We start from the raw sequence: 17,870 nt of genomic DNA on the forward strand, positions 1-17,870 counted from the left end.
AGTCTTACCAGTTCAAATCAAACCGAAGGTGTCAGCCCGCAGGCACGGAACGCCTCAACCTCCGTCGCTGCACCCGTGAGCGAAACTGTGACGGTCGCTTCCCCGCTGAACGCGGTGGCGGTGTCGTTGAACTGCAACCCGTCGAGGACATTGCCGAACCCTCGATCCGATACGCTGAGCCTCTGCAAATCAGGCGACAAGACGTGCCGGTCCGTGCGGATCGTATTGGGCTGGGGCCCGTCGAAACGAATGCCGAATTCCGGTGCGATCGGCCAGGGCTCGGGTCCGCTGACTGTGATCGTGTAGAGCGGGACGGACGGATCGAACGTAAGCCGCATCGCCAGATCGTCTTCGACGTGGGTGAGGGTGCACAGTGCGCCGTCAAAACCAGCCTCCCAAGCTGCGGCGGGGGAGGCGAAAAGCAAGGCGAGGGCACAGAGACTAGGCTTCATCTGGCAGGAGATAGCGGGATGGTTCGAAACGGCCAGCCGTTTGGCTTGAAGTTGACCGGACGAGCGGCGAGGCTGGCGCCATGACACGCGATGAATTCAACGCCTTTTGCGGCGCGATGAAGGCCACCTCCCATGTGGTGCAGTGGGGCAATGCGGATGTGTGGAAGGTGGGCGGCAAGGTCTTTGCCTTGTGCGGCTGGAACGAAGGCGAGGATGCCTTCACCTTCAAGGTGGGCGATGTGGCGTTCGAAGTGCTGCCTGAACAGCCGGGGATCCGTCCCGCGCCCTACCTTGCCTCACGCGGGATGAAGTGGGTGCAGGTCTATGAGGCAGGCGCGATGAGCGAGGCCTCGCTGCGTGAGCATATCGAGGCGAGCTACGATATGGCGGTGGGCAAGCTGACCAAGAAGCTGCGGGCGGAATTGGGGGTGTGAGGGAATGTGCTCAAGGTTGAGCAAAGGGGTTAAGTATATGAATTATTGTGAAAAACCAGTTTTCGTTTACTTTTGGTTAAGCATGTTTTGGCGGGCCGCATCGCTATTGCGGCACCGGCAATTCAGCCTCCGGCGCGGGCGAGATCTGGTAGATCGCCTGCACCTCCAGCCCGTTCAGCGTGTAGTCGTAGCTCAACTCCTTGACCTGCCCGCTGGCCGTGTCGACGCGGTAACCGACGGTGAGCGACGGGCCGAAGGCGGCCGTCTCTCCGACCTCCCCAACGATCACATCCTGCGCTCCATCGACGGTGCAAGTGGCCGACAGAACGCCATTCGCAAGGCTCTGGCGCAGCGCCTCGATGCCCGCCGCAGCCTCGTCTGCGTCGGTCTGCCAGGCGAGCGTCCAGCCGCCCGCGCCGTCGGAATGCCACGCACCGCCATTGTAGTGGAGCGTGTCGGGCTGGCCGGGGGGCGAGACGGTTTCCACAAGGAAATGCCGGTCGGAGATGAAGGTCTGGCGGTAGACCTGCTCGGCCCCGGCCATGCGATTGGTGTTCGTCGCGGTGTAGGGGCCGTTCGCCGCGAGGTCGGTAGCGAGCAGCGCACGGAGCCGGTCGGCGCAGTCATCGGCGAGGGCGGGTGTGGGGAGAAGGAGGGTGGCAAGGAAGAGAGGGCGCATGGGCTGGCTCGTATGGTTGGCTTTGGCGGAGCGTAGCATGCAAGTCAGGCCGGAGCGCAATGGCGGGTTTCACCCACCTTACCGGTGTTCGCGGTGTACGACTGAAACGTCAACCAAGCAGGAAAAATTAGGCCCGAAAGCCCAAGAGTGGGCTTTGCGCCGTCACCGTACGATCCGCACTTGCTCGAAAGTGTGGCCATAGGCGCTGAGCGGGCCGGTGGCCTCGATGATCTCACCGGGGCGCAGATTCTGGACCACAACACCCGAGACATTGCACACACTAACGGACGCATCGGGCGCACTGGATGGAATCAAAGTGGCACATCCGCGTGAACGCCGAGACGTCGAGACACGTTCAACTTCATAGGTAAGCGTTGCTTGCGCGGTATCGACGACATAGTGCGCCGCTGACGGAATGCCGTACCAGACCGCACCGAAATAAACGGCAATCGCCATCGGAATTCCAATGACAATGCGCACGACCGGGTGGGGCGGATTGCTGTTCGGGCGCATGAAATTGCGGACGGGTGCCCGGAAGATACTTCCCACAAGCATCGGAAGGATTGCCACCACAAACACAATGGCAGATCCGGCCATCCAGTGGCTTTGGCCAAACGCGTTCCAATCGGGCAAACTGGCTGTTCGGCTGAACTTCATGCCGTAGATGGTGGCGATCAAGAGCGCCATGAAAGGCAGCATCAGAAGGACATCCAGAAGGTCAGTTTTGCGCCAAGCGACTGCATTGGGACCCGGACGGACCGATTGCTGCACCCCAGCCTCTGACTGGACTGCATACATCCTTTGACTTTGTTCTGCCGCCGCTTGGATCGCCCGCTGCTCCATCCGCAATGCGTGCTCACGCCTTGGTTCGCGCCACGCCAGTCCAAACGGGGCGATCAACAGCAGGTAGCCTATGCAAAGCAAGCCCGCCGCAGCCGCAATGACGTACGTCGTGGCCGGCGGTGCATCAAGCATGCGGGAGAGCAGGTACTGATCGCGCAGGCCGAAAACGGCAACGATGACCCACGCCAAGGCAACGATGACGATCAGAAATCTGAGGGCGCCGGGGCGCGTGATCCGGACGAGATCTGTCGTGGACGTTCGGCAACAGAAACAGAAGCGACAAGGTCACGAGAAAGGCAGAAATCCCGACCGCGAAATTGGTCTCAATCGGCAGGCCCGAGAATTTCACCTGCGTGAAGCAATAAACAATCCATGGCAACGCGGCCACGAGGCCGACGAGGCCGATAATGCGTGCGAAGATGTCGCTGACGAAAAGGTCCCACTTCATGGCGGTGCCCCTGAATTTACCCGTTCCCCTCAAGAAACGCGTGAATTCGGGCAGAGCGATGGCAGCAAAGCGCAGATTTCTTGAAACCTACCGCTTCCGCCGCTTCACATTCCCGCCGCGCTGACCCGGCCTGCCAGCCGTGGACCGCCCGCTCGCCTTCTGCGAGTCCTCGACTGCAGCCTCCACTGCCGCTTGCCGCGCCAACGGATCATCGGCGACGGCCAGTTCCACCGTCTCCAGCCGCTTCACCTCATCCCGCAACCGAGCCGCTTCCTCGAACTCCAGGTTCTCCGCCGCCTTCCGCATCTGATCGCGCAGCCCGTCGAGATGGGCTTGCAGGTTCGCGCCGACCAGCGGTTTCTCGACCTTTGCCGTCACGCGGTTCATGTCGACATCACCCTTGTAGGTGCCCATCAGGATGTCTTCGACGTTCTTCTTGACGGTCTCGGGCGTGATCCCGTGTTCCTCGTTATAGGCCATCTGCTTTTCGCGACGCCGGTCGGTCTCGCGCATCGCGCGTTCCATGGAACCGGTGATCTTGTCGGCATACATGATGACCTTGCCCTCGGCGTTCCGCGCGGCGCGGCCGATGGTTTGGATGAGCGAGGTCTCGGAGCGGAGGAAACCCTCCTTATCGGCGTCGAGGATCGCGACCAGCCCGCATTCGGGGATGTCGAGGCCTTCGCGCAGCAGGTTGATGCCGACCAGCACGTCGAAGGCGCCGAGGCGCAAATCACGAAGGATCTCGATCCGTTCCAGCGTGTCGATGTCGGAATGCATGTAGCGCACGCGGATGCCCTGTTCGTGCAGGTATTCCGTCAGGTCCTCGGCCATGCGTTTGGTCAGTACGGTGGCCAGCACGCGGAAGCCATTGGCAGCGACACGGCGGATTTCATCGAGAAGATCGTCGACCTGCATGTCGACGGGCCGGATTTCGACTTGGGGGTCAAGCAGGCCGGTGGGGCGAATGACTTGTTCGGTGAAGACACCACCCGCGCGGTCGAGTTCCCAATCGGACGGCGTGGCCGACACGAACACGGATTGGGGGCGCATGGCGTCCCATTCCTCGAACTTGAGGGGGCGGTTGTCCATGCAGGACGGCAGGCGGAAGCCGTGCTCGGCCAGCGTAAATTTGCGCCGGTAGTCGCCGCGATACATGCCGCCGATCTGCGGCACGGAGACGTGGCTTTCGTCCGCGAAGACGATGGCGTTGTCGGGGATATATTCGAAAAGGGTGGGGGGCGGTTCGCCGGGCGCGCGACCGGTGAGATAGCGGGAGTAGTTCTCGATCCCGTTGCAGACGCCGGTGGCCTCGAGCATTTCGAGGTCGAAGTTGGTACGTTGTTCGAGGCGTTGGGCTTCCAGCAGCTTGCCCTCGCCGATTAGCTGATCCAGGCGCATCTGAAGCTCCGCTTTGATGCCCTTCATCGCCTGCTGCATCGTCGGGCGCGGCGTCACGTAGTGGGAGTTCGCGTAGATGCGGATCTTCTCGAAATTGTCGGTTTTTTCGCCGGTGAGCGGGTCGAATTCCGTTATGTTTTCAAGCTCTTCCCCGAAGAACGACAGCTTCCAGGCGCGGTCCTCCAGGTGGGCAGGCCACACTTCCAGACTGTCGCCCCGGACGCGGAAAGTGCCCCGCTGGAAGGCCTGATCGTTGCGGCGGTATTGCTGCGCAACCAGATCGGCGATGACCTTGCGTTGGTTGTATTCGCGCCCCGCGAAGAGGTCCTGGGTCATCGCGCCGTAGGTCTCAACCGAGCCGATGCCGTAGATGCAGGAGACCGAGGCCACGATGATCACGTCATCGCGTTCCAGAAGCGCGCGGGTGGCGGAGTGGCGCATCCGGTCGATCTGTTCGTTAATCTGGCTCTCTTTCTCGATGTATGTGTCTGAGCGCGCGACATAGGCCTCGGGCTGATAGTAGTCGTAGTAGCTGACGAAATATTCGACGGCGTTTTCCGGGAAGAAGCCTTTGAATTCGCCGTAAAGCTGTGCTGCGAGCGTCTTGTTTGGGGCCAGGATGATGGCGGGGCGTTGGGTTTCTTCGATCACCTTGGCCATGGTGAAGGTCTTGCCGGTGCCCGTCGCACCGAGAAGCACCTGATCTTGCTCACCGTCATTCACACCTTGGCTGAGTTCCTTGATCGCAGTGGGCTGATCGCCTGCGGGGCTGAACTCCGAATGCATGACGAATTTCTTGCCGCCTTCCATCTTCAGGCGGGCACGGATGTCGTCTACGTTGCGGCCCGTTTCGGGCATGGCTTCGGGTGAATTGTTGTGCATCGGGCATCCCTTTGGTTGCCCCATAGAATGGAGCCTGACGCGCGCACTGCAAGAGGGGGCCCTGACACGTCCTGACAACGGCCTGTCAGGAGTGATCGCCACGCGTTAACCATTCTTAAGCCAATATGCCCAAAAAGGTTAACAAAATAAGGGAAATTGTGGACTCTATTCCTTTGCTTGTATCGCACGAAAAGCGTATCCAGAGCAGGCAAGCAGCAGAAGCGGTTGCCGGCCCTCGGCCGATACCCACCCACCCCTCGCTCCCTCGGCCAGGGCTGGCAACCAACCTTCCCCGACATCGCGAGTGTCCGAGTGCAAGGTGGTTTTGTGGAAAAAGCGCCCCTGTGATAGCCTCGGCGCATGTTTGATTTACGCTTTTCCCCGCGCCTCACCTCGGTCGTCTTCGCCTCTCTGATCTTTGCCGCGTCCCACGCCACGGCTGACGTCCACCCCCACGCATTCCGACGCAAGATGGCCCTGTGCAGATCGCGGGTGAGATAGAGATGGTCTTCGATTGGACGACCGACCGATGCGAGGATTACCAGATCCCTGACCTGCCGGTCCGCGCCTTTCGCGACGACACAGGCCAGATCAGCCTGATCCTGAGCCATGACAGCGCCCGGCGCATGACGGGCCCGGATTTCGACAATCTCACACTGGACTGTGCCGTCCTCATGGCCTCGGCCCATAACAGCGCGCCCGATATGTTCAGCAACGTCGAATGGATCGCCGCGACCTGGATTGAGGGGCAAACTGTCCATGCCCTTTTGCACAACGAACATCAGGGTAACCGCTACACCGATTGCCGAAGCGCCGAATACTTTCAGTGTTGGTACAACTCGATCACCTATGCGCGGTCTGACGATGCGGGCGCCACGTTTGAACGGGTAATTCCCGCGCCCGATCACCTCGTTGCCAATATCCCCGAAGAATATGCGCCCGACGAAGGTATTTTCGGGGCGTTCAGCCCGTCCAATATCATCACGCGCGACGGCGCGTATTATGCCTTCATCAAGGTGCAGACCTATCCGTTCGGGGAACAGCATGTCTGCCTTATGCGGACAGAAACGCTGGGGGACCCGGACAGCTGGCGATATTGGAATGGCTATGCGTTTGAAGGCCGATTTGCGGACCCTTACCGCGATGATCTGCGCGAACTCCGGGCCACCACTTGCACCCCCGTGGCCTTGCCGGAAATCGCGCAGATGTATGAAGGCATCACGTGGAACACGGAACTTGAACGCTTCATCCTGATCGGGACGTCCAGCGACCCGTCCCGCGAGCCAAACCCCTATGGCTTCTACTACGCCCTGTCCGAAGATCTTGTAACCTGGGAGCCGCGCGTGCCCTTGCTGGAGGTGCGCCTGCCGTGGCGGGCCGGTGGACCAGAGACGACCTATCTTTACCCGACCCTCATTGATCACGACGCACCGGGCCAGAATTTCGATACGAGCGGCGCGCAAGCGTATCTGTATTTCACGCGGCTGAATTTCGGATCAGGCCATCTGGACCGTGATTTGATGCGCGTGCGGGTCGAAATTGCGCCGGTGGCGGAGTAGTGCCGAACCCGCGAGAACCGTTGCACATGCAATTGAAGAATTCTGGACCTTACCCAAAAGAGCGCGTTTAATATGCGGTGGGCGGCCTCTAGACAGGGTGGCCCGCCAAAATTCGCACCAGACCAGACGCTAATATCTGAAGCAGGATCAGACCGGAGGTCCCGCCTTGAACGCCACCGCACCGGTGGCGCATCCGAAAGGCAGGCCCATGGCCAAGATTATCACCCGGTATTTCGACCGAGTTCAGAGCGCAAAGAACACCCGCTACGAATTGGTACAAATGCGCAATGCGCCGTCGCAGATCGTGACGATTGCCGAAACAACCGATCAGCTTGATCGCCTGCTGGCCTCTGCGCCTGTCGAAACGGCAACGGCCAAGGAATATAAGAAACGGCTCGCCAAGGGCGGCGCGGTTCTGTTGGTGCGTGCCGGCTACAAACCGCTTGGCATCGCGCGCATGGCGCGAGAGGCCGCCGCCAGCGAAGGCGCGGTGGATCTGGGGAAATTGGTCGAAGAAGTCTCGGTCCCCGACGAGGTGCGCGAACCGATGTCGAGCATCTTCACGGATCACCCAAGGTTCCTGACCAAGCCGCGTGATCCCGATAGCAAGACCTTCCACATGGCGAATTGGCCCATTCCGCTGCTCAGCCGTGGCAAGCCGTCCGAGGTTTCGATCTTTTCCAAACATGCGCGGATGGCGAGTTGGCCCATCGGCCTTGTGGCCCCCGAAAAGCCGCGGTACGGCGCGTTCCCCTTTGGCCTGTTGGTGCCCGGCAACGGCTTTATGGCGAAGTTCCCGATTGCTCACCTGGTGCCCGGCCATCGCTTCATGGCGAAGTTTCCGTTTGCCCATCTGGTCCCCGGCAAGGGTTACATGGCGAAGTTCCCGTTTGCGCATCTCGTGCCGGGTCACAAGTTCATGGCGAAGTTCCCCTTTGGCCATTTGGTGCCGGGACATGCGCGCATGGCTAACTGGCCCTTCCCGCTTTTGATTGATGGAGAGCAGGGGACGAATGCCATCGTGCCCGGCCACAAGTTCATGGCGAAGTTCCCGTTCGCGCATCTGGTGCCCGGCAAAGGCTATATGGCGAAGTTCCCGTTCGCGCACCTGGTGCCGGGCCACAAGTTCATGGCGAAATTCCCGTTTGGGCATCTCGTGCCCGGCCATCGGTTCATGGCGAAGTTTCCCTTCGCTCATATTGTGCCCGGCCACAAATACATGGCGAATTTCGTGTTCCCGCATACGCAAAAGGCCGCTTGATCCGGTCAGCAGGCGCGGGGCGTGGGCTTTGGGTGCGGCTTAGGTGCTGAACTTGGCCTGTGCCGCGACACCATTCCCGTTGCCAAGCCGGTCGTTCCTTCGCATAACGCGGTGAACGACCAGCCATGGGGCCCGACCGATGCGTGCACGTATCTACAAACCTGCAAAATCTGCCATGTCTTCCGGGCAGGCCAAGACCAAGCAATGGGTGCTGGAATATGCGCCGGCCGAGGCGCGCTCGATTGATCCGCTGATGGGCTGGACCTCGTCCGGCGACATGGACAGCCAGGTGCGTCTGCGGTTCGACAGCCTTGAAGCTGCGCAGGACTACGCCAAGGACCATGGGATCGAAGCGGTTGTGACCAAGCCTAAAGTCCGCAAGCCCAATGTGCGGCCCGGTGGCTACGGCGACAATTTCGCCACCAACCGTCGCGGTGCATGGACGCATTGATGATCGTCGAGCGGGTGGACCACCCCGATGCCGGGGTCACCGCCATTCTTGATCGCCACTACGCGCTGATGCGATCCCAATCGCCTGAGGAAAGCTGCCATGTGTTGACGGCGGAGGAGTTGCGCGCGTCCGGCGCGTCACTCTATTGCCTGCGCGATGGCGAAAAGGTTCTGGGCATCGGGGCGCTGAAGCCTTTCGGCGATGATGTTGAGCTGAAATCCATGCACACGCTGGCCGAGGCGCGCGGGCGTGGTGTGGCGCGCCTTATCCTTGATCATCTGATCGACGTGGGCCGGGCGTCTGGTGCGCGGGCGATGTATCTTGAGACCGGCTCGAAAGACCATCACGCCGCGGCGCGCACGCTTTATGAGAGAGCGGGGTTCGACTATTGCCCGCCCTTTGGCGATTATGTCGAGGATGCCGAAAGCGTCTTTATGTGCCGTACGCTGTAGTTACAGATGCACTACAAAATAATTACAGGTTCACGACACCCGAAACGGACCCGTGGACGCCCCTTCCGACCTTCGCTAAACCCGGGCATAGCGGGCCCATAGCTCAACTGGATAGAGCAGCCGACTTCTAATCGGCAGGTTGAGGGTTCGAGTCCTTCTGGGCCCGCCAAGCGTCACTCCGGGACGCGCGGCTGGCAGGGCCTCACGCAGTGAGTCCCGATACGCCAGATGCCAGGTCATTCCCTGCCCGAATCGGATTGAGCGAAACCGGGTTTCGGCCCCTCCGAGAGGTGCACTTTAGCGCATCAAGGGCGAAATCCCGCTTGGAAACAGGGATTTGGCCGCTTCTTACGGGTGAAATTGTCTGCTTTAGAGTATTCACCGTCGCGTGATGTGCATATAGTGTCGGACTATCGGGCGTGCCCGAGACCTGACGAAGATCAATGGGGATGATCTATGATACGCTCCGAGCTGATCCAAAAGCTGTCCGAGGAAAACCCGCATCTGTACCAGCGGGACGTGGAACGGATCGTCAACGCGATCTTCGAAGAAATCATCGACGCATTGGCCGATGGCAACCGCGTCGAGCTACGCGGCTTCGGCGCGTTCTCGGTCAAGAAGCGGGACGCCCGCGTGGGCCGGAACCCGCGGACGGGCGAAAGCGTTTCGGTGGAAGAAAAGCATGTGCCTTTCTTCAAGGCCGGGAAGCTGCTACGCGATCGGCTGAACGGTCACGACGGGTGACTTTCCCGACCTTGGGTCGGGTTCGGCTTAGGGGTGTGAGATGGCAATCTTTCGGTATCTGAAAATCCTTTTTCTCGTGATCGTAGCGGTCGCATTGGTTCTGTTGTTTCTGGCCAATAATGAGCCGGTTACGGTTCGCCTGATGCCGGACGCGCTAGCCAATGCCATCGGCATTCCCAACGTCTACACCACGCAATTGATCTTCGTTGTGGTCGGCGCCCTGCTGATTGGCATCATCGTGGGTTTCATCTGGGAATGGCTGCGCGAGTATCGCTACCGGGCCGAGGCCAAGACCCAACGCCGCGAGGCACAACGTCTGAATCAGGAAGTGGCGCAGATGAAGGGCCGGTCGTCGGACACCCAGGACGATGTGCTGGCCATCCTCGACCAAGCCGATACTGCCCGCTGATCCATGGCTGACATTGCAATCAAGTTCTGCGGCCTGAGCCGCCCATCTGACGTGTCCGCCGCGGTCGATGCTGGCGCGCGTTATGTGGGATTTGTCTTTTTCGAAAAATCGCCGCGCAATGTCTCGCTCGACACGGCCCGCGCCCTGGCACTCGACGTGCCGCCGGGGATCGCGAAGGTTGCGCTGACGGTGAACGCCGATGATGCGTTCCTCGATGCGCTGACGGCCACTGTTCCCCTCGATATGCTGCAACTCCATGGGGCCGAGACGCCCGAGCGGGTGTCTGAGGTGCGGGCGCGCTACGGTCTTCCGGTGATGAAAGCCATTGGCGTGCGTGCGGCTGCGGATCTGGCGGCGATCGACAGATATGCCGAGGTTGCCGACCAGCTTCTGATTGATGCCAAGCCGCCAAAAGGAGCCGATCTGCCAGGCGGCAACGGGGCGGCGTTTGATTGGGACCTGTTGAAGGCGCGCAAATACTGGACGGTGCCGTGGATGCTAGCGGGGGGCTGACGCCTGAGAACGTAGCACAGGCCACGGCGCAAACGGGCGCGCGACAGGTGGATTTGAGCTCGGGCGTTGAGTCTGAGCCTGGCGTGAAGGACCCGGGCCTTATGCGGGCCTTTGCCGATGCGCTAGCCTCCTGAGGGATTTCGCCGCGCTTTGCGCGTCGACCGCCCGGGGGCCTTGCCCCGACGCCATTGTCGCTCGGACCAATGGCGCTTCCAATGGGCGTCCCCCAAGGTATTTAAGACCAATGGACGACGAGGCGCGTTTCGAGCGCAGGGAGTGACGATATGCCGGACGATCTATTGAACAGCTTCATGACCGGCCCCGATGAAAAGGGTCGTTTCGGCGATTTTGGTGGGCGGTTTGTCTCGGAAACGCTGATGCCGCTGATCCTTGAGCTGGAGAAGCAGTACGAATTCGCCAAGACCGACGACAGTTTCTGGGCCGAGATGCATGATCTGTGGACGCACTACGTGGGCCGTCCCAGCCCGCTCTACTTTGCCGAACGTCTGACCGAGCGGTCTGGGCGGCGCGAAGATCTACCTCAAGCGGGATGAGCTCAATCACACGGGCGCGCACAAGATCAACAATGTGCTCGGCCAGATCATCCTGGCGCGGCGCATGGGCAAGACCCGGATCATCGCGGAAACCGGCGCGGGCCAGCATGGGGTCGCCACGGCTACGGTCTGTGCCAAGTTCGGCTTGAAGTGCGTGGTCTATATGGGCGCCACGGATGTGGAGCGTCAGGCGCCCAACGTGTTCCGCATGAAGCTGCTCGGGGCCGAAGTTGTGCCGGTGACCTCCGGGCGTGGCACGTTGAAAGACGCGATGAACGACGCCTTGCGCGATTGGGTGACCAATGTGCGCGACACGTTCTACTGCATTGGCACTGTCGCAGGCCCGCATCCTTACCCTGCGATGGTTCGCGATTTCCAAGCGATCATCGGCAAGGAAACCAAGGAGCAGATGATGGCCGCGGAGGGCCGTCTGCCGGACACGATCATCGCGGCGATCGGCGGTGGCTCGAACGCGATGGGCCTGTTTTTTCCGTTCCTCGACGACAAGGACGTCAACATCATCGGCGTTGAGGCCGGGGGCCACGGTGTGAACGAAAAGATGGAGCATTGCGCCAGCCTGACCGGCGGACGCCCGGGCGTGTTGCACGGCAACCGGACTTATCTTCTACAAGATGATGATGGCCAGATTCTTGAAGGCCATTCGATCAGCGCGGGTCTCGACTACCCCGGCATCGGGCCGGAACATGCCTGGCTGCACGAAATTGGCCGCGCGCAATATGTTTCGATCACCGACAAGGAAGCGCTGGAGGCCTTCCAGCTGTCGTGCGAGACCGAAGGCATCATCCCCGCGCTAGAGCCGTCGCACGCCCTGGCCCATGTGGCCAAGATCGCGCCGGACCTGCCCAAGGATCACCTGCTGGTCATGAACATGTGTGGACGGGGCGACAAAGATATATTCACTGTCGCGCGTGCCCTTGGCTGGGACATGACCGAGGCCTGAGCCGGTCAGATGGGTGAGGATCAAGGATGACAATGAATTCCACTGACCTCGCTCAAGACATGGCCGGCTGGCGAAAGCACCTCCACCAAAACCCGGAATTCGGGTTTGAGGAGGAGGCAACGGCGCAATTCGTGGCAGACCGCCTGCGTGCATTTGGCATTGCTGAGAGTTGAGACGGGCGTCGGGGGCACCGGCGTTGTGGCCACCCTGCGGGCAGGTACGTCCGACCGTACGATCGCGCTGCGCGCCGACATGGATTGTCTGCGTATCCAGGAGACAACGAACCTGCCCTATGCCTCCGCCACGCCGGGGCTGATGCATGCCTGTGGTCATGATGGTCACACCACGATGCTGCTTGGCGCCGCCGCTGTTCTGGCCCGCGAGGGCGGGTTCGATGGGACGGTGCGCTTCGTCTTTCAGCCGGCCGAGGAATGGGGGCAGGGCATGAAGGCGATGATCCGCGATGGGCTCGGGTCGCGTCTGGGGTTTGATGAGATCTACGGTCTTCACAACATGCCCGGCCTGCCGGTGGGCGCGTTTGAAACGCGATCCGGGGCCTATATGGGGGCTGAGGACAACTTCCGCATCACGGTGCGCGGGGCAGGGGGCATGCCTCTCGCCCCCATGAATGCCGCGATGCGATTGTGTGCGCCTGCGCCATTGTCGGGCAGCTTCAGACGATCGTCGCCCGCAATGTCGACCCGTCTGATCTGGCCGTGGTCTCGGTCACGTCGATCGCTGGCGACAATGTCAAGAATGCCATCGCAAGTGAGGCCGTGATCGAGGGCGATTGCCGGCATTTCGACGATGCGGTCAGTCAGCGGATCGAGGCGGCGATGCGCCGGATCGCGGGTGGCGTCGCGGCGGCGCATGCGTGCACGGCAGAGACAGACTACGACCGTGTGTTTGTGCCCTTGGTCAACGATGCTGCGGCGACAGAGCATGCGTTGTCAGCAGCGATTGCGGCATTTGGGGCGGAACACGTCAAAGGCGATGCCGCGCGCATGGGCGCGTCCGAGGATTTCGCGCAGGCGCTCGGACTGGCCCCGGGATGCTTCGCGATGATCGGCAACGGCGACAGCGCGCCGCTTCATAGTCCGGAATATGACTTCAACGATGAGGCGCTGACCCATGGCGTCACTTGGTTCAGCAAGATCGTGCGCCAGCGTCTGCCTGTGGGTGCGTCTGACCCTTGAAGGGGCGTGGCGTGGGTATTTTATAATGAAATCGGTTGGTTAACCCGGCTTATCAACCTTGATAAGCGATCCGCTCAGCTATCCGCACCGGCGGCGTGCGCCTCAAGCATCTCCATCGGGATAACCTCCAGCGCCCGCTTGTGCGTGGCCCGCAGATTGACCGGCGGGGCGGCCCCCTCTTCGGCGGCCTGCAACCAACGGCTGGCGCAGACACACCAGCCATCGCCCGGGTTCAGCCCGGCAAAGCTGTATTCGGGCCGCGGTGTGGACAGGTCGTTGCCAACATATTTCGAAAAGGCGAGGAACTCGGCCGTCATCACGCAACACACGGTGTGCGAGCCGCGATCCTCGGCGCAGGTGTCACAGCCACCATCGCGGAAAAAGCCGGTCATGGGGTCCGTTGAACACGTCTCGAGTGCCTCACCAAATACGTTGAGGGATGCGGCTTTCTTGAAGCCCATGGTCTGGTACCTCCTGCATGTACAGGCGGCCGTTCAAGACTTGGGTAATGGAAAGCGGGGGTGAGGGAAAGCCTCATCCCGCCAGTCGATCCAGGCCCCGTGAAAATCGATCCGTGCCAGGTGCCGCTGCACAGGCGCACCGCCAGCCCAAAGCGTGGCGACAAGGCCAGCGCCCGGCGTATCCTCGTCGGCCTCCATCGCCAGATGCAGAAGGGGCGCGCCTTCGTGTGGCCGCCTGACCCGAAGCCTGAATGGAGGCGGCGATGGAGGCGCGCGTGGCCTCCGGAAAATACTGCGCGGCGATGGTGGAATAGACGGTATGAAGGCCTGTCCAGGGCTGCGCCAGTCGGCGGGTAAGCCAGGGGGCCGCATCACCGGCCTCCACGCTTGTATCGGCCAGCTCTATCGCGGCGCGCGTGCGGGCAAGACGCTCCGGCTGGTCGGGCCAGAGATAGGCCAGCAGGCGCAGGCGGTCTTCCGGGTCATGTGGATCAAGCGGCGTCAGGTCGACCCCGGCGCGGTCTGTCACCTCAAATGGCACCGGCTTGCAAAAGGGGCGGTCACATTCCGGCATCAGCCTGACTTTGCTGTGCACGTCGCCGTGCAAGCCGCGCCCCATCGACAGGGCAAAGCGGTCAAGGGACAGGTTAAGCCCGGCGCTGGCCCCAAGCTCGGACAGGGTGACAGGGTGCGGCCCGACACGGCCAAGCGCCCACCAGATACCCGCGATGATGGCTGTCGCCCTGCGCACCTCATTGGTTTGCGGGGGGCGGTCGAGCCAAGCCATGATCCGCGCTTCATGGGTTTGGAATGCGGCGTCGACCGCATGACCACAGCACATCATCCGAGACGTCATTGGGCGGATAGGCCGCGATCAGGCCGGGATCGGAGCCGTCGATCACAAGGCCATGCAGCGCGCCCGCAAGGCGCAGGGGCACGGACTGGCCTGCAGCGCTGACATTGCCCTCCCACGCGAGGCAGCGGGCACCAACGGAGGTAGCGTCAGTCAGACGCGCGCCGATCAGCGGCATAAGACGTGCCATGAAGGGAGAGCCGAGGGTGGCCGTGACCTCCCCTGTCGTACGAACGCCTGACGGAGGCGGTCGCTCACCGGAACTTGTCCACCAGCTTTTGCAGGGCGCTGCGGGCGTCGGGGGCGGTCTCTTGCGGCCGCTCCTCGACCGCTTTGGCAGTTTCCTTGCTACTGTCCTTCTTGGGCGCGGACGTTGACGAACGGGGCGGCGCAGTGCGCAAGGCCACTGCGTTCAGGAATTTGCCGCCATCGCCTTCAGCCAGACGCGGCGCGCCATCGCTGACGCCACGCAGGACGTCATCGAGCCAATCCTGATCGGCCTTGGCGAAATCGCTGAGCACATAGCCCGGCACGCGGTCCTTATGGCCGGGATGACCGACACCAAGACGCACGCGGTCGTAATGCGGGCCGATATGCTGATGGATCGATCGCAAGCCATTATGCCCCGCATGACCGCCACCGGCTTTCACGCGAACCTTGGCGGGGGCGAGGTCAATCTCGTCATGGAAGACGGTCACATCGGTGCTGTCGAGTTTGTAGAAGCGCATCGCCTCACCCACCGACTGGCCGGAAAGGTTCATGAAGGTCTCGGGCTTAAGCAGCATGACCTTTTCAGACCCGAATTTGCCCTCACTCAGACTGCCCTGAAACTTGGCGCGAAAAGGGGCAAAGCCGTGATCCTCGGCAATCCGGTCCAGCGCCATCCACCCGATATTGTGCCGGTTCTTGGCGTATTTCGCGCCTGGATTGCCCAGGCCGACCCAGAGTTGCATGGCTGCGATCCTTTTCGTTCGGGGACGGTGATATGGCCCGTGAGGCGGTTTGCCAAGGCGCGGGCGGCGTGGCACGGTCGGGCGACGCGTTCTGGCCGGAGCCGAAAGATGAGCAATATTCCCGAAAAGATGCGCGCGCTGGTCCTGCACGGGGCGGGGCGAGCGGCTGTCGCTGGACGAGGTGCCGGTGCCTGAGCCCACGCGTGGCGAGGTTTTGCTGCGGGTTGCGGCGTCACCCATCAACCCGTCCGATCTGGCCATGCTGGAGGGCGAATACGGCCTCGGATGGCCCTACCCGCTGATCCCCGGCCTGGAAGGCGCGGGGGAGGTCGTGGCGTCGGGCGGTGGCTTTCTGGCCAATCGCCTGCACGGCGAGCGGGTGGCCGCCGCCGCGAACGCGCAAGGGCTGTGGGCGGAATATGCCGTGGTGCCGGCAACGCAATGCGTGGCCATGCCAGACAGTTTGAGTTTCGCGGCGGGGGCCAGCAGTTTCGTCAATCCGCTGACAGCGATTGCGCTGGTCGATGAAGTGCGCCGCGCGCGGCTAAACTGTGCGATTTCCACCGCAGCAGGTGGCGCGCTTGGCGCAATGATCCGCAGGCGCGCGGCGGCGAAGGGCGTGAAGATCATCAACATCGTGCGCAAGGACGCGCAGGTTGAGGCGCTGAAGGCCGAGGGCGCGCAATACGTGCTGAATGAGACGACTGAAGGCTTTGACGCGGCAGTTGGCGGCGCTCTGCAAGGCGCTGCGCTGCAAGATGGCGTTCGATGCCGTCGGTGGCGGGCTGACCTTTCGGCGTGGCAGAGGCGTTGCGGGGCCAAGGGCAGATCCTGATCTACGGCGGTTTGTCAGGCAAAGCCGCCACGCTCCACCCGGGTACGATGATCTTCAAAGGGCTGATTGTGCGCGGCTTCTGGCTGTCGAAATGGCTGGCGGGCAAGAACCTGCCGCAGATGCTGATGCTAACCCGCGATGTGACCCGGAACCTCGATGGCGGCTTTGCCGAAACGAAGGTCGCACGCGTGGCCTCGCTGGAGGAAGGCGTGGCGGCGCCGGGCCTTTATGAGGCGGACATGAGTGCGGGCAAGACGTTGATCGCGACGGGGGCCTTTGATCTTGGTATCTGATACGCCCAGAATTTGCCAAACTTGCCCCTTATCGCAGGCGGCATGAAAGACATGACGGACCAAGCGCCCATGGATGAGACGATGTACGAGATCAACGGTTTGCGCCTTGGTTTGCCTGCGGCGCTGGCGACCGACGCGATTGCCGAAAAGCTGCGCGAGGGCAGTTATGAGGGGGATGAGGCGCGTGCGGTGGATCGCTGCGTGCGACCCGGTTTTCGCGTGTTGGAGCTGGGGGCGGGGCTTGGCTATGTCGGCACACTTGCGGCGAAGAAGACCGAGCCTGAGAATGTGTTGTCGGTTGAGGCGAACCCCGACCTTTTGCCGGTGATCGAGGCCAACCATGCCCGCAATGATGTGGGCGATGTCAGCCTGATGCACGGTGCCGTCGTGGGCCATGCGGCGGAGGGCGCGACTGCGAAATTCCATCTGGCTGCTGGCTTCACGGGCTCCCGTCTTGGGGCCAAGGGAGGGCGTCAGGTGGAAGTGCCGTTGATCGGCTTTCACGAGCTTTTGCGCGCGCATCGGCCCCATGTCGTTTTGATGGACGTGGAAGGGGCCGAGGCGCAGTTCTTTGATCGCCCCTGGAAATGCCCGCTGCAGGTTCTGCGTGATGGAGATCCATCCCAAGCAATACGATGCAAGCGTCATCAAGAAGATCGTGGACCGGATGAGCACGATGGACATGACCTATGATCCGGTCACATCGCGCGGCAAGATCTTGGGCTTCCGTAAAGTCTGGTCCGAGGGCGCTTAGGCGCGCTCCACCAGACCGGAAAAGCACCCATGGCCCGCGTTATGGGCGTGGATGTAGCGGATGGCGGGGTTCTCGAACATCTCGTTGATAGTTGCGGCAGCGTCGCGGCCTTCGACCACGCGGCCATCGGCGATCAGGTCCCGGTCATTGAACCCGCGCAGGGACAAAAGCCGATGCGCCATAACGGGCGGGATCTCATCCACGGCCTCATAAGTCTGCGTCGCGCCTTCTTTCACGAAAATCGCATGGGTGCCGAAATAGGGCGATTTCGCCGTCTGGTAGGTGTGGTTGAGAAGGATCATCGCCTCACCCGGCTCCGCGTCTTGCATGGTGATGCGGTCGGGCAGGGCGCCTGGGCGGTCGGCGATGCGACGTTCGGCGCCGTGTTCGGCAAGGGCCTCATCGGAAAGCCCGTAGAGATGTTGGAACGGGGCGGGATCGAGGCCGCTGATACGGAAAGACATCGGGTTGCTCCTTTGGTT

Annotated in this window: 22 protein-coding genes, 1 tRNA gene and 4 pseudogenes; 17 read left to right on the plus strand and 10 right to left on the minus strand. The window is 61.8% G+C overall.

Features of this window, described 5'->3' with window-relative positions; translation table 11 throughout:
- Positions 1-17 precede the first annotated feature (17 nt).
- On the minus strand, positions 18-452 hold the full coding sequence (locus ACZ1HK_RS18040; RefSeq protein WP_472629852.1) for a hypothetical protein: 435 nt from the start codon (positions 450-452) through the stop codon (positions 18-20).
- A gap of 80 nt (positions 453-532) precedes the next feature.
- Between ACZ1HK_RS18040 and ACZ1HK_RS18045 the strand changes: the two genes are divergently transcribed.
- The gene (locus tag ACZ1HK_RS18045) at positions 533-886 is read left to right on the plus strand and encodes an MmcQ/YjbR family DNA-binding protein (RefSeq protein ID WP_472629853.1); all 354 of its coding nucleotides are present in this window, start codon (positions 533-535) and stop codon (positions 884-886) included.
- A gap of 103 nt (positions 887-989) precedes the next feature.
- Here ACZ1HK_RS18045 and ACZ1HK_RS18050 read toward each other — a convergent pair whose 3' ends face one another.
- Positions 990-1,565: a hypothetical protein gene (locus tag ACZ1HK_RS18050; RefSeq protein ID WP_472629854.1), complete on the minus strand. Its 576-nt coding sequence runs from the start codon at positions 1,563-1,565 to the stop codon at positions 990-992.
- Positions 1,566-1,727: 162 nt separating this feature from the next.
- Positions 1,728-2,597: a hypothetical protein gene (locus tag ACZ1HK_RS18055; RefSeq protein ID WP_472629855.1), complete on the minus strand. Its 870-nt coding sequence runs from the start codon at positions 2,595-2,597 to the stop codon at positions 1,728-1,730.
- On the opposite strand from ACZ1HK_RS18055, the gene ACZ1HK_RS18060 reads away from it, so the two are divergent.
- Complete coding sequence (locus ACZ1HK_RS18060; RefSeq protein ID WP_472629856.1) at positions 2,584-2,940, plus strand: hypothetical protein; 357 nt, start codon at positions 2,584-2,586, stop codon at positions 2,938-2,940. The genes ACZ1HK_RS18055 and ACZ1HK_RS18060 overlap by 14 nt on opposite strands.
- Positions 2,941-2,943: 3 nt before the next feature.
- Here ACZ1HK_RS18060 and uvrB read toward each other — a convergent pair whose 3' ends face one another.
- Positions 2,944-5,139 carry an excinuclease ABC subunit UvrB gene (gene uvrB / locus ACZ1HK_RS18065; protein WP_472629857.1) on the minus strand — a complete coding sequence of 732 codons (2,196 nt, stop codon included), beginning with the start codon at positions 5,137-5,139 and terminating at the stop codon, positions 2,944-2,946.
- Between the two features lie 479 nt (positions 5,140-5,618).
- On the opposite strand from uvrB, the gene ACZ1HK_RS18070 reads away from it, so the two are divergent.
- The 12 genes and pseudogenes from ACZ1HK_RS18070 (at position 5,619) to ACZ1HK_RS18125 (ending at position 13,239) form a co-directional block, all read left to right on the plus strand.
- Positions 5,619-6,698, plus strand: a complete 1,080-nt coding sequence (locus tag ACZ1HK_RS18070) for a hypothetical protein (protein WP_472629858.1) — start codon at positions 5,619-5,621, stop codon at positions 6,696-6,698.
- Between the two features lie 208 nt (positions 6,699-6,906).
- Positions 6,907-7,959, plus strand: coding sequence for a hypothetical protein (locus tag ACZ1HK_RS18075; RefSeq protein ID WP_472629859.1), 1,053 nt, complete (start codon positions 6,907-6,909; stop codon positions 7,957-7,959).
- Positions 7,960-8,098: 139 nt separating this feature from the next.
- Positions 8,099-8,410 carry an ETC complex I subunit gene (locus tag ACZ1HK_RS18080; protein ID WP_472629860.1) on the plus strand — a complete coding sequence of 104 codons (312 nt, stop codon included), beginning with the start codon at positions 8,099-8,101 and terminating at the stop codon, positions 8,408-8,410.
- Positions 8,410-8,862, plus strand: coding sequence for a GNAT family N-acetyltransferase (locus ACZ1HK_RS18085; protein ID WP_472629861.1), 453 nt, complete (start codon positions 8,410-8,412; stop codon positions 8,860-8,862). Before ACZ1HK_RS18080 ends, ACZ1HK_RS18085 begins: the two co-directional genes overlap by 1 nt.
- A 92-nt stretch (positions 8,863-8,954) precedes the next feature.
- Positions 8,955-9,031, plus strand: a tRNA-Arg gene (locus ACZ1HK_RS18090).
- A 287-nt stretch (positions 9,032-9,318) separates the two neighbouring features.
- The gene (gene ihfB, locus ACZ1HK_RS18095; protein ID WP_472629862.1) at positions 9,319-9,606 is read left to right on the plus strand and encodes an integration host factor subunit beta; all 288 of its coding nucleotides are present in this window, start codon (positions 9,319-9,321) and stop codon (positions 9,604-9,606) included.
- A gap of 40 nt (positions 9,607-9,646) precedes the next feature.
- The gene (locus ACZ1HK_RS18100; protein WP_472629863.1) at positions 9,647-10,015 is read left to right on the plus strand and encodes a LapA family protein; all 369 of its coding nucleotides are present in this window, start codon (positions 9,647-9,649) and stop codon (positions 10,013-10,015) included.
- A gap of 3 nt (positions 10,016-10,018) precedes the next feature.
- Positions 10,019-10,662 (plus strand): annotated as a pseudogene (locus ACZ1HK_RS18105) (phosphoribosylanthranilate isomerase).
- Between the two features lie 150 nt (positions 10,663-10,812).
- A pseudogene (gene trpB, locus ACZ1HK_RS18110) lies at positions 10,813-12,043 on the plus strand (tryptophan synthase subunit beta).
- A gap of 26 nt (positions 12,044-12,069) precedes the next feature.
- Positions 12,070-12,216, plus strand: a complete 147-nt coding sequence (locus tag ACZ1HK_RS18115; protein ID WP_472629864.1) for a hypothetical protein — start codon at positions 12,070-12,072, stop codon at positions 12,214-12,216.
- A gap of 25 nt (positions 12,217-12,241) precedes the next feature.
- Positions 12,242-12,607 (plus strand): annotated as a pseudogene (locus tag ACZ1HK_RS18120) (M20/M25/M40 family metallo-hydrolase); the annotation flags it as partial.
- Between the two features lie 80 nt (positions 12,608-12,687).
- Positions 12,688-13,239 carry a M20/M25/M40 family metallo-hydrolase gene (locus tag ACZ1HK_RS18125; protein ID WP_472629865.1) on the plus strand — a complete coding sequence of 184 codons (552 nt, stop codon included), beginning with the start codon at positions 12,688-12,690 and terminating at the stop codon, positions 13,237-13,239.
- A gap of 74 nt (positions 13,240-13,313) precedes the next feature.
- Here ACZ1HK_RS18125 and ACZ1HK_RS18130 read toward each other — a convergent pair whose 3' ends face one another.
- The 5 genes and pseudogenes from ACZ1HK_RS18130 to pth all read right to left on the minus strand — a co-directional run bounded on the left by ACZ1HK_RS18130 (position 13,314) and on the right by pth (position 15,506).
- The gene (locus ACZ1HK_RS18130) at positions 13,314-13,700 is read right to left on the minus strand and encodes a DUF2237 family protein (RefSeq protein ID WP_472629866.1); all 387 of its coding nucleotides are present in this window, start codon (positions 13,698-13,700) and stop codon (positions 13,314-13,316) included.
- A 33-nt stretch (positions 13,701-13,733) separates the two neighbouring features.
- A complete protein-coding gene (locus ACZ1HK_RS18135; protein ID WP_472630873.1) occupies positions 13,734-14,072 on the minus strand; it encodes a DUF2332 family protein in 339 nt (112 codons plus the stop codon).
- Positions 13,987-14,556, minus strand: a pseudogene (locus tag ACZ1HK_RS18140) (DUF2332 family protein); the annotation flags it as partial. The gene ACZ1HK_RS18135 and the pseudogene ACZ1HK_RS18140, both read right to left, overlap by 86 nt.
- Entirely contained in the window at positions 14,498-14,743 is a 246-nt protein-coding gene (locus ACZ1HK_RS18145) for a DUF2332 family protein (RefSeq protein WP_472629867.1), read from the minus strand. The gene ACZ1HK_RS18145 and the pseudogene ACZ1HK_RS18140, both read right to left, overlap by 59 nt.
- 64 nt (positions 14,744-14,807) lie before the next feature.
- Entirely contained in the window at positions 14,808-15,506 is a 699-nt protein-coding gene (gene pth, locus ACZ1HK_RS18150; protein ID WP_472629868.1) for an aminoacyl-tRNA hydrolase, read from the minus strand.
- A gap of 187 nt (positions 15,507-15,693) precedes the next feature.
- On the opposite strand from pth, the gene ACZ1HK_RS18155 reads away from it, so the two are divergent.
- The 3 genes from ACZ1HK_RS18155 to ACZ1HK_RS18165 are packed head-to-tail and all read left to right on the plus strand — an operon-like array spanning position 15,694 to position 17,327.
- Positions 15,694-16,341 (plus strand): alcohol dehydrogenase catalytic domain-containing protein, encoded by a 648-nt coding sequence (locus ACZ1HK_RS18155; protein WP_472629869.1) that lies wholly within the window; start codon positions 15,694-15,696, stop codon positions 16,339-16,341.
- On the plus strand, positions 16,305-16,634 hold the full coding sequence (locus ACZ1HK_RS18160; RefSeq protein WP_472629870.1) for a hypothetical protein: 330 nt from the start codon (positions 16,305-16,307) through the stop codon (positions 16,632-16,634). The genes ACZ1HK_RS18155 and ACZ1HK_RS18160 overlap by 37 nt, the downstream gene beginning before the upstream one ends.
- 51 nt (positions 16,635-16,685) lie before the next feature.
- A complete protein-coding gene (locus tag ACZ1HK_RS18165) occupies positions 16,686-17,327 on the plus strand; it encodes an FkbM family methyltransferase (protein WP_472629871.1) in 642 nt (213 codons plus the stop codon).
- 57 nt (positions 17,328-17,384) lie between these two features.
- Here the strand turns inward: ACZ1HK_RS18165 and ACZ1HK_RS18170 are convergent, their stop codons facing one another.
- Positions 17,385-17,852 carry a DUF1203 domain-containing protein gene (locus ACZ1HK_RS18170; protein ID WP_472629872.1) on the minus strand — a complete coding sequence of 156 codons (468 nt, stop codon included), beginning with the start codon at positions 17,850-17,852 and terminating at the stop codon, positions 17,385-17,387.
- Positions 17,853-17,870 lie beyond the last annotated feature (18 nt).

The organism is Gymnodinialimonas sp. JB5-7 (assembly GCF_055693405.1).

What these genes read in the sequence shown, in the direction of transcription:
- ACZ1HK_RS18040 (WP_472629852.1), bottom strand. Translation starts at nt 452, where the DNA reads ATGAAGCCTAGTCTCTGTGCCCTCGCCTTGCTTTTCGCCTCCCCCGCC.
- ACZ1HK_RS18045 (WP_472629853.1), top strand. Translation starts at nt 533, where the DNA reads ATGACACGCGATGAATTCAACGCCTTTTGCGGCGCGATGAAGGCCACC.
- ACZ1HK_RS18050 (WP_472629854.1), bottom strand. Translation starts at nt 1,565, where the DNA reads ATGCGCCCTCTCTTCCTTGCCACCCTCCTTCTCCCCACACCCGCCCTC.
- ACZ1HK_RS18060 (WP_472629856.1), top strand. Translation starts at nt 2,584, where the DNA reads ATGACCCACGCCAAGGCAACGATGACGATCAGAAATCTGAGGGCGCCG.
- uvrB (WP_472629857.1), bottom strand. Translation starts at nt 5,139, where the DNA reads ATGCACAACAATTCACCCGAAGCCATGCCCGAAACGGGCCGCAACGTA.
- ACZ1HK_RS18075 (WP_472629859.1), top strand. Translation starts at nt 6,907, where the DNA reads ATGGCCAAGATTATCACCCGGTATTTCGACCGAGTTCAGAGCGCAAAG.
- ACZ1HK_RS18080 (WP_472629860.1), top strand. Translation starts at nt 8,099, where the DNA reads ATGCGTGCACGTATCTACAAACCTGCAAAATCTGCCATGTCTTCCGGG.
- ACZ1HK_RS18085 (WP_472629861.1), top strand. Translation starts at nt 8,410, where the DNA reads ATGATCGTCGAGCGGGTGGACCACCCCGATGCCGGGGTCACCGCCATT.
- ihfB (WP_472629862.1), top strand. Translation starts at nt 9,319, where the DNA reads ATGATACGCTCCGAGCTGATCCAAAAGCTGTCCGAGGAAAACCCGCAT.
- ACZ1HK_RS18100 (WP_472629863.1), top strand. Translation starts at nt 9,647, where the DNA reads ATGGCAATCTTTCGGTATCTGAAAATCCTTTTTCTCGTGATCGTAGCG.
- ACZ1HK_RS18115 (WP_472629864.1), top strand. Translation starts at nt 12,070, where the DNA reads ATGACAATGAATTCCACTGACCTCGCTCAAGACATGGCCGGCTGGCGA.
- ACZ1HK_RS18130 (WP_472629866.1), bottom strand. Translation starts at nt 13,700, where the DNA reads ATGGGCTTCAAGAAAGCCGCATCCCTCAACGTATTTGGTGAGGCACTC.
- ACZ1HK_RS18135 (WP_472630873.1), bottom strand. Translation starts at nt 14,072, where the DNA reads ATGCGGCCCCCTGGCTTACCCGCCGACTGGCGCAGCCCTGGACAGGCC.
- ACZ1HK_RS18145 (WP_472629867.1), bottom strand. Translation starts at nt 14,743, where the DNA reads ATGGCACGTCTTATGCCGCTGATCGGCGCGCGTCTGACTGACGCTACC.
- pth (WP_472629868.1), bottom strand. Translation starts at nt 15,506, where the DNA reads ATGCAACTCTGGGTCGGCCTGGGCAATCCAGGCGCGAAATACGCCAAG.
- ACZ1HK_RS18165 (WP_472629871.1), top strand. Translation starts at nt 16,686, where the DNA reads ATGACGGACCAAGCGCCCATGGATGAGACGATGTACGAGATCAACGGT.
- ACZ1HK_RS18170 (WP_472629872.1), bottom strand. Translation starts at nt 17,852, where the DNA reads ATGTCTTTCCGTATCAGCGGCCTCGATCCCGCCCCGTTCCAACATCTC.